The organism is Cupriavidus sp. 86D6 (assembly GCF_057815095.1).
This window is the reverse complement of the sequence record NZ_JBYPSB010000025.1, coordinates 39,787-48,795: the sequence shown is the minus strand read 5'-3', so window position 1 is coordinate 48,795 and position 9,009 is coordinate 39,787. Positions and strand designations below refer to the sequence as shown.

Sequence of the window (9,009 nt, the reverse complement as noted above, 5' to 3'; positions counted from 1 at the left end):
AGAGCTGTCACGAGAACACCGTTAGCTTAGCGTACGATTTTTTCCGAATTCTGCGGTTCCCCCAGGATGCCCCGCGACGACTGACCGTGCGCGCGGTCGGCATCCAGATACTGCGTGACGGCCGCCCGCGTGGACATGCCGGCGTGCCACGCACGCAGCGCGGCAAGCGAATCGGCATCGGGAAAGGCATACGGCTGGGACGGGCGGCTTTTCATGCGGCGAAGTTTAGCATTCGCATGGATATATTGCGATAAGAAAAGTTATCGCAATGAAATGGATGGCGAGCGGGAACCGGGGGCCGGCGCAAAGGGGATGGCGGACCCGAAGAATCCTTTCAAGATAGGCAAAAGAAGCTTTCACTTGATCCACCGGCGCGGCTTGGGCAGCATGGGCCTACCACCGATCTGGGACGTGCCATGCGACCGCTCATCAGCCATCCAGGCCTGCTGTTTGTCGTGCTGCTGGTATTGATGGGCATTGCCACGGCCATCGGCGCGCCGGTGCTGCGCCGCATGCGTCCGCTGGGCAGCGACGGCCGCGACGACTTCAACATCATCCAGGGGGCCACGCTGACGCTGTTGGCCCTGCTGATCGGGTTCACGCTGTCGATGGCCGTGGGCCGGTACGACCAGCGCAAGAACCTGGAGGAAGAGGAAGCCAACGCGATCGGCACCGAGTATCTGCGCGTGGAATTGCTCGAACGGGACACCGACGCGCTCAAGTCGTTGCTGGTGCGCTATCTGGACCAGCGTATCCACTACTACCTGACCCGCGATAAGGCGCAAGTCGACGACATCGAGGCCGCGACGGCGCAGATCGAAGACGAGATGTGGAAGCGGGTGCGTGACGGCGCCCGTACGGCGCCGAATCCGATCACGGCGCTGGCGGTGGCCGGCATGAACGACGTGATCAATTCGCAGGGCTATACGGAAGCGGCCTGGCGCAATCACATACCGCTGGCGGCCTGGGGGCTGATGATCATCATCGCCTTCTGCAGCAGCCTGATGCAGGGCTACGGCGCGCGCACCGAGAGCACCAAGATCGTTCTCCTGCTGGTGGTGCCGCTGACCGTGTCGTTGTCGCTGGCGCTGATCGCCGACATTGACAGCCCCCGGGGCGGGCTTATCCGGGTCATGCCGCAGAATCTGCTCAGCCTGCAGGTATCGTTGAAACGCTAGCCCGGATCGTCGCCGCTGGGCGAGCCGGGCCGGGGGGACACATCAATGCACGGTCTCGCCGCGAATCAGCAGGACTGGCTTGCTGGACTTCGAAATCACGCCTTCCGACACGCTGCCCATGATCACGCGCCGCATGCCACGCCGGCCATGGGTGCCCATGATGATCAGATCGGCCGGCCAATGATCGGCGCATTTGACGATGGTCCCGGAGATATTGCCGGGGGACACTGGCTTTTCGGCCAGTTCGGTCAGGCAGCGGACATTGGCATTCTCGAAGCGCCGCGCAGCGGTAGCCAGGGCCTTCTGGCCCACGTCAATCATGCCGCCCACGATCTGGCTGGGGTCAATATGGGCGTACTCGAAGAACAGTTCGCTGTCGTCCACCACGAACAGCACTTTGACTTCGGCCGACAGTTGCTTCGCCAGCCCCACTGCCTGCGAAATGGCCAGTTCCGACGATGGGCCGCCGTCCACTGCCACGAGAATCCGTTCGTACATCGATCCACCTCCGCATTGACGTTGTCGCTGTAGACAGCATAGTTCGCGGCGTGGCTTGTTAATTGACCTGTGTCAAACGCTAGTCAATAGCAGAAACTTTGTTTTCAGATGTACCAAGGGAGGGATACGTCACGATGTTCGGATACGATACGCAAAGGACAAACGCTATCGACCTTCATACGATGACTGTTGCCCCTGCAGCCATGCCAGCCTCGACGGCGACCGCCACGGCCGTTTGTTTGCGGCGCCTTTCGCACATTGCCGCGCGGTTTTCCGCGCCTGTCCCCGCTCGCATTGCATGCCTTGCCAGTGCCGGCACGGCCTGGCTGCTGTGCAGTGCTTCGCCGACGTGGGCCCAGCCGCCGCAGGGCCTGCTCTGGTTTGCCGATGGGCGCCCCTCGCAGGCGGCGCAAGCCGCGGTCAAGGCATTGAATGGGGCCAGTACCGATGGGCTGGAGCCGCGCGACTACGACGCCGATGGCCTGCAGCGCGCATTGGCGCAGCTGGTCGATGCCCCGACGCCAGCATCGGACGCGGCGCAACGCTTTGACGGTGCCCTGACGGGTGCCATGAAGCGATATCTGACCGATCTGCATCGGGGTCGCGTCGATCCGCGCAAGGTCCACGCGAATTTCTCGCTCGGCAATCTGCCCCCGTTCGATCCGGAAAGCTACTTGCGCAACGCCATGGAGGCCAACCGGCTGGCCGACGCGATGCGCGAAGCCGCCCCGTCGTTCCCGCTCTACGGCACGCTGCGCGACGCGCTGGCGAAGTATCGCAGGCTCGCCGCCGAGCCGTTCTGGAAGACGCCCCTGCCCGCCGTTGCCGGCGGCAAGCTGACGCCCGGACAGTCCTACGCCGGCCTGCCGCAACTGGCACAACGGCTGCAAGCCCTGGGCGACCTGTCACCAGACACGCCGGTACCACAGCGTTACGAAGGCGCGCTGGTCGATGCCGTCAAGGCGTTCCAGACGCGCCACGCGCTCGATGCCGATGGCGTGATCGGCGCGGGCACGCTGGCCCAGCTCAACGTCACGCCGGCCGCGCGCGTCGACCAGATCGTGCTGACGATGGAGCGCCTGCGCTGGACGCCGCTGGCAGAAGGCCCGCGCATGATCGTGGTCAACGTTCCCGAATTCGTGCTGCGCGCCTACGACTACGACGAAGGCAAGCTGGACATCAGGCTGGAGATGAAGGTCATCGTGGGCAAGGCGCTCGATACGCGCACGCCGCTGTTCAAGGAGGACATGCGCTATATCGAGTTCAGCCCCTACTGGAACGTGCCGTCGTCGATCGCGCGCAAGGAGGTCATCCCGAAATCCCAGCGCGATCCCGGCTATTTCACGCGGCAGGGCTTCGAGTTCGTCTACGGCACCCAGGCGAATGCCACGTTCAGCCAGGCCAATGTCGATGCGGTGCTGAACGGGCAGGCGCGCATCCGCCAACGGCCCGGCCCGCTCAATGCGCTGGGGGACATCAAGTTCATCTTCCCGAACAACCAGGCCATCTATTTGCACCACACGCCCACGCCGGAACTGTTCAAGCGCGGCCGGCGCGATTTCAGTCACGGCTGTATCCGCGTGGAAGACCCTGTCGCGCTGGCGCAATTCACGCTTCAGGGCATGCCCGAATGGACCCCGGCCCGTATCCGTGAGGCAATGACGGCGGGCAAGTCGAAGACCATTGCGCTACAGCAACCGGTGCCGGTGGTGCTGGCCTATGGCACTGCCATTGCGCGCGCCGACGGGCGGGTATACTTCGTGCCTGACATTTACGGACAGGACAAACTGCTGGACCAGGCGCTGCGGCAGCGCACGGGTGCCAAGCCTGCCGTACGGCCTTCATGAATGCCGCGCCGTTGTAAAAGTTTCCATGTCCGATTCCAGTTCCAGCCAGCGTCGCCGTTTTTTTCATCGTGCAGGTGCCATCGCGCTAGGCGCGGGCCTGTCCACGCTGGCACCTCGCGCCGCCCTGGCGGCGTTGGGTCCCGATGCCCGCTCGCTGTCCTTCGAACACACCCATACCGGCGAGCACCTTTCGCTGGTCTATGCCATGGGCGATCAGGTTCTGCCCCAGGCGCAGACCTCGCTCAACCACTTTCTGCGCGATCACTACTCGGGCACGGTCGGTGAAATCGACCCGAAGCTGTTCGGTCTGCTGTTCTCGCTGCGGCGCGAATTGGGTAGCGACGCCCCGTTCCAGGTGATTTCGGGCTACCGCTGCCCCTTGACCAACGAGCGCCTGCGCAAGACGCGTGGCGGTGGTGTCGCCAGGCGCAGCCTCCACATGGATGGCATGGCCATCGACATCCGGCTGCCAGGCGTGGCGCTGGCCGACCTGCGCGATGCGGCGCAGACGCTGCAGGCGGGTGGTGTCGGCTTCTACAAGTCCGAGAACTTCGTCCATGTGGACACGGGGCGCGTACGAAGCTGGGGCTAGGTGCGAAGCCGAGCGGGCCGATCGCCCACACGGATATGTCAGCACCATGTCCGGAAACCGAATCCTCCATCGATGAGGGGCGGCGATTGTTTCACATGTATGACATGAGACGTCCCTAGACTGCGTCCTGTTTCGACGGCCTGCCCGCCGTTTTTTTTCAGAGGACCCTGTCATGTCTCTTTCCCGGCCCGGGATTCCATCGGCCATTACGGTCGCCTGCCTTGCCTTCCTGCTCAGCGCCTGCGGCGGCGACGACAACAACAGCCAAAGCGCCTCTACCGCCACGCCGCTGGCCGTGCCGGCGCCGCCGGCCGATCCCGGCTTCGTCGACAGCGCCCCCGTACAGGCGTCGGTGCTGCCGTTTGTCGACAACATCGCCACCAACCAGCGCGGTGACGCACGCTATGCGACCGTCGACACCAATGCCGGCGTCCGCGTGGTCAAGGGTTTCCTCGATGTCTGGGAGCCGCTGACGCGGCTGGTGGACGCCGGTGCGCCGGCCGCGGCCAACGGCAGCTTTCCGGCCGTCGCGGCGTCCGCGTGGACCGGCTTGCCGAACGACGGCACGGCCGGTGGTTCGGTGACCAACGCCACCGTGCACAATGCGAACATCCGGTACGTCATCAACGCCACCACGCAGCGCACGGCCGCGCAGGCCGAGGCCGCCTACTTCGACGACCGCCGAGGCAAGAACTACAGCGTGACCGACGGCATGGGCCCGCTCACGGCAGCATGGCGAGCCGCTGCCCAGCAGACCACGACCATTACCAGCGTTCCGGCCGACGCCAACACCGTCAAGTATGACGATGGCGGCAACAACGCCGGGGTGGCCGGCGCCGGCAACGCGGCGTTCGGCGACGTGATCACGATGGTCAACAAGGTGGGCGACAACGCCTCGACCGAGCCAGCCAAGCGCTTCTACAAGTACGCCCGTCCGTACCGCTGGAGTTCCAGCGTGGTCCTGGCGCCGACGCTGGTGCCGGCCATCAGCACCGATCCCACGACCGACGGCGGCTTCATCAGCGGCCACACGGCCGAGGCGCTGCGCAATGCCGTGGTGATGGCCTACCTGGTTCCGGAGCGGTTCCAGGAAATGCTGAGCCGCGGCATGGAACTGGGCGAAAACCGCATCCTCGCGGGCATGCATTCGCCGCTCGACGTGATCGGCGGCCGCATGCTTGGCATTGCCTCGGCAGCGGCCAACCTCTATGCACCGGCCAACGCCACGCTGAAGGCCTCGGCCTATGCCCAGGCCCATACCACGCTGATGGCGGCCACCGGCACCACGCCGGCCACCTTCCGCACCTTCGCTCAGTCGGGTACCGCCAGCAACGACCGTTTTGCCGACTACGCCGCCAACAAGGCCAACTTCCTGCGCCGCATGACGTTCGGCTTCGCGCAGATCGGCTCGGCCACTGCCGACCCCGTGGTGCCCAAGGGCGCCGAGGTGATGCTGGAAACGCGCTTCCCGTACCTGAGCGCCGACCAGCGTCGCGTGGTGCTGAAGACCACCGAGATCGCGTCGGGCTATCCGGTCATGGACGATGCGGAAGGCTGGGGCCGCCTCAACCTGTTCGCCGCCGGCGACGGCTATGGCGCGTTCAACGGCAACGTCGTGGTATCGATGGATGCCAGCAAGGGCGGCTTCAACGCCGGTGACATCTGGCGCAACGATATCGGGGGCGCGGGCAAGTTCACGCTCGCCGGCACCGGCAACCTGAAGCTCGGCGGCGCCAACACGTACTCCGGCGGCACGCAGGTGGCTGGCGGCGCGCTCGAGGCGGTGTCGGCCAAGGCGTTTGGTACGGGCGATGTCTACCTGGGCGCGGGGTCGGTCATCATCAACGCACCGCAAAGCGTGGCGATCGCCGGCAAGTACACCCAACTTGCCGACACCACGCTCGACCTGCGCGTCGGCCCCAATGGCCAGGGCCGCATGACGGTAGCGGGCATCACGACCATCGCCGGCGGCACGCTGCACGTCGCATTTGTCGAGGGCTATGTGCCGAAGGCAGGCGACACGATCGCCGTTATCACCGGCAGCAGCATCAAGGGCCAGTTCGCCACCGTCGCCGTGGACGGCTACAAGGCCACGCCGGTCTACTCGGCGAACGGCGTGCAGATCCGCATCGACGGCTGATCTGCCATGCGTGAAGTCCCCTGTCGCCGCGCCTGCACGCGCGGCAGGGGCATCCACCCCTGCTTCTGGCCTAGCTGCCGATCACGACGGGCTTCGTCCAGTCTTCGATCTGGATTCCGGGATAAGCTTCGAAGTCGCGTACATTGCTGGTCACAACGATGGCGCCAATCGAACGCGCATGCGATGCAATCAGTTTGTCGAGCGCGTCCGCTTTGCGTTGGCGCGTGGCGGAGCGAATCGGGCCGTAGGCATGCGCGGCAGCGGCCGTATATGGCATGACGGGAAGGCGGCCGACGAGCGCATCCAGAGCCTGACGCGCCCTGCCAGGTTCGCTGGATACCGACACGCGGTATTCAAGCTCCGCGAGCGTAATGGCCGACAGCACGACTTCTCCCTCAAAACAGTTCGCCATTCGCTCCGCAACCTGAGGGGGCTGTTGCTTCATCAGGTAGATGCAAATGCTCGTGTCCAGCATATAGGTGGGCATCAGAACGGCTCCCGCTCTGCCTGGGATTGTTCGCCGCGGCCATCGGCCATGAAGTCGTCGGGGAATGCCGCAAAGAGATCGAGCACCCCGGTCAATCGCCGCCGCGCCGGGCGGATTCGTAGTTCGTCCCCCACACGCTCGATCTCGAAAGGCGTATCAGTGTCGGGATAGGCGAGGTCTGCCGGGATTCTCACTGCCTGTGAGTTTCCGTTACGGAACAGCTTGGTTCGGTGCATGGCGGCTTTCATGTCGATTCGTGCTTGCGAACGAGTATATACCGCCAGCACCGTATGTACATCCAGTGTGTACATATTGTTGCCCGTGCGCTTATCTTGTCACATTTGGGGGTCTGTCGCCTGCTTTATCTGGCTGTCCCTGCTCTACCCCCTCGCCTCGCGCCGCACCGCCTGCGGAGGCATGCCGAAGCCGCGGAGGAATGCCTCGCGCAGGTGACGGCGGTCGCGGAACCCGGTCTCTTTTGCCACCACGTCCAGTGGATGGCGGCTTTGTTCGATCATCAGCCGGGCGGCCTCCAGGCGCAGGCTTTCCACGGCCTTGGCCGGTGACTGCCCGGTTTCGGCCGTGAACACGCGGCTGAACTGACGGGGGCTCAGATGCACGGCACTGGCCAGCTCTTCCACGGTCAGCGGCTGGTGCAGATGCTTGCGAGCGTAGTCCAGCGCGCTCTGGATGCGGTCGGATTTGGGCGCCAGGTCCAGCAGTTCGGAGTGTTGCGACTGCCCGCCGGAGCGGCGCTGGTACATCACGAGCTTGTGCGCCACGGACCGCGCGACATCGGCGCCGAGATCGGTTTCCACCATCGCCAGCGCCAGGTCCAGCCCGGCCGTCATGCCGGCGGACGTCCAGATGGGTCCGTCCACGATGTGGATGCGGTCGTCTTCCACCCGGATCTGCGGGTGCGCGCGCTGCATGTCTCGCGCGTAGAACCAGTGCGTGGTGGCGCGCCGGCCGTCGAGCAGCCCTGCCTCGGCCAGGATGAAGGCCCCGGTGCAGATCGACGCCACCCGGCGTGCCCGGGGCGCGGCCTTGCGCACAAGGTCGAGCACCGGCTGCGGCGTGGGCGTGGCCACCGGGTCCGCCGCGCCGGCCAGCACCCAGGTGTCCACGGTGATCCGCGCACCGGCAGGTCGCGTGTCGACGGCCATGCCCAGTGACGACCGCACCTGGCCGCCTGCTACCGAGTAGCTGTCGATCCGGTAGAACGGCTCGCCCGCTACCAGGTTGGCGTACTCGAACACGCTTTGTGCCGCCAGCGCCATCACCTGGAAGCCATCCATCAGCAGAAAACCCACCCTGTGCATGTCATCACCCAGTTTTTGTCCGATGTCCTGAAACATGACTATATACGTCATTTCGGCCAAACGCGAACCGATCTACGATGCTTCACATGGATGCAGCGCATCCGAACTCAACCCTGAATGGAGAAGCATCATGACGCAGCAACATCACCTGGGCACGGCACTCGTCACCGGCGCATCGTCGGGCATCGGCGCCATCTATGCGGACCGGCTGGCACGGCGCGGCTACGACCTCGTGCTCGTGGCGCGCAATCGCGACAAGCTAGACACGCTGGCGCGCCGCATCACCGACGAAACGGGCCGGGCCGTCGAAGTATTCGCGACCGATCTCAACGACCGCGCATCGCTGGCCCGTGTGGAAGAGAAACTTCGCACCGATGCGAGCATCACGCTGCTGGTAAACAACGCCGGCATCGGCACGCACACGCCGCTGCTGGACAGCGACGTAGACGCGATGACGAAGATGATCGACCTGAACGTCACCGCGCTGACGCGTCTGACCTACGCCGCCGTGCCGGGCTTCGTGGCGCGCGGCAAGGGGGCGATCATCAATATCTCGTCGATTGTCGGCATCGCGCCTGAGGTGCTCAACGGGGTCTATGGCGGCAGCAAGGCATTCGTGACCGCGTTCAGCCAGTCTCTGCACCATGAGGTCGGCGCCCGGGGTGTGCGCGTGCAGGCGGTGCTGCCCGGTGCCACGGCCACCGATTTCTGGGAAACCGGCGGCCTGCCCGTGGAGAATCTGGACCCGGCCATCGTGATGCAGGCCACCGATATGGTCGATGCCGCGCTGGTTGGCTTCGACAATGGCGAGCTGATCACGATCCCGTCGCTGCACGCGATCGAGCACTGGAACGCCTATGAGGCCGCACGCGGTGCAATGGCTGGCGTACTGTCGAACCGCACGCCGGCCCCGCGCTATGTAAAGGCCTGACGTGTCACGCCGGC

At 65.0% G+C, this 9,009-nt stretch carries 9 protein-coding genes and 1 pseudogene; 5 read left to right on the top strand and 5 right to left on the bottom strand.

Annotated features, from left to right (window positions below; all coding sequences use genetic code 11):
• Positions 1 to 59: 59 nt before the first annotated feature.
• Positions 60 to 215: pseudogene (locus AC3G88_RS28470) on the bottom strand (phage integrase family protein); the annotation flags it as partial.
• A 201-nt stretch (positions 216 to 416) separates the two neighbouring features.
• On the opposite strand from AC3G88_RS28470, the gene AC3G88_RS28465 reads away from it, so the two are divergent.
• On the top strand, positions 417 to 1,178 hold the full coding sequence (locus tag AC3G88_RS28465; RefSeq protein WP_488773207.1) for a bestrophin-like domain: 762 nt from the start codon (positions 417 to 419) through the stop codon (positions 1,176 to 1,178).
• Positions 1,179 to 1,220: 42 nt separating this feature from the next.
• On the opposite strand, the gene AC3G88_RS28460 is transcribed toward AC3G88_RS28465, so the two are convergent.
• Positions 1,221 to 1,676 (bottom strand): universal stress protein, encoded by a 456-nt coding sequence (locus AC3G88_RS28460; RefSeq protein ID WP_488894371.1) that lies wholly within the window; start codon positions 1,674 to 1,676, stop codon positions 1,221 to 1,223.
• Between the two features lie 203 nt (positions 1,677 to 1,879).
• Between AC3G88_RS28460 and AC3G88_RS28455 the strand changes: the two genes are divergently transcribed.
• The 3 genes from AC3G88_RS28455 (at position 1,880) to AC3G88_RS28445 (ending at position 6,255) form a co-directional block, all read left to right on the top strand.
• Complete coding sequence (locus AC3G88_RS28455; protein WP_488773205.1) at positions 1,880 to 3,523, top strand: L,D-transpeptidase family protein; 1,644 nt, start codon at positions 1,880 to 1,882, stop codon at positions 3,521 to 3,523.
• Between the two features lie 25 nt (positions 3,524 to 3,548).
• The gene (locus AC3G88_RS28450; RefSeq protein ID WP_488773204.1) at positions 3,549 to 4,115 is read left to right on the top strand and encodes a YcbK family protein; all 567 of its coding nucleotides are present in this window, start codon (positions 3,549 to 3,551) and stop codon (positions 4,113 to 4,115) included.
• Positions 4,116 to 4,287: 172 nt separating this feature from the next.
• Complete coding sequence (locus tag AC3G88_RS28445) at positions 4,288 to 6,255, top strand: acid phosphatase (protein ID WP_488773203.1); 1,968 nt, start codon at positions 4,288 to 4,290, stop codon at positions 6,253 to 6,255.
• A gap of 70 nt (positions 6,256 to 6,325) precedes the next feature.
• Here the strand turns inward: AC3G88_RS28445 and AC3G88_RS28440 are convergent, their stop codons facing one another.
• The 3 genes from AC3G88_RS28440 to AC3G88_RS28430 all read right to left on the bottom strand — a co-directional run bounded on the left by AC3G88_RS28440 (position 6,326) and on the right by AC3G88_RS28430 (position 8,064).
• Complete coding sequence (locus tag AC3G88_RS28440) at positions 6,326 to 6,742, bottom strand: type II toxin-antitoxin system VapC family toxin (protein WP_488773202.1); 417 nt, start codon at positions 6,740 to 6,742, stop codon at positions 6,326 to 6,328.
• Complete coding sequence (locus AC3G88_RS28435; RefSeq protein ID WP_487522964.1) at positions 6,742 to 6,978, bottom strand: antitoxin; 237 nt, start codon at positions 6,976 to 6,978, stop codon at positions 6,742 to 6,744. The genes AC3G88_RS28440 and AC3G88_RS28435 overlap by 1 nt, the downstream gene beginning before the upstream one ends.
• 144 nt (positions 6,979 to 7,122) lie before the next feature.
• Positions 7,123 to 8,064, bottom strand: a complete 942-nt coding sequence (locus tag AC3G88_RS28430) for a GlxA family transcriptional regulator (RefSeq protein ID WP_488773201.1) — start codon at positions 8,062 to 8,064, stop codon at positions 7,123 to 7,125.
• Between the two features lie 130 nt (positions 8,065 to 8,194).
• Between AC3G88_RS28430 and AC3G88_RS28425 the strand changes: the two genes are divergently transcribed.
• A complete protein-coding gene (locus AC3G88_RS28425) occupies positions 8,195 to 8,995 on the top strand; it encodes an SDR family NAD(P)-dependent oxidoreductase (RefSeq protein WP_488894370.1) in 801 nt (266 codons plus the stop codon).
• Positions 8,996 to 9,009 lie beyond the last annotated feature (14 nt).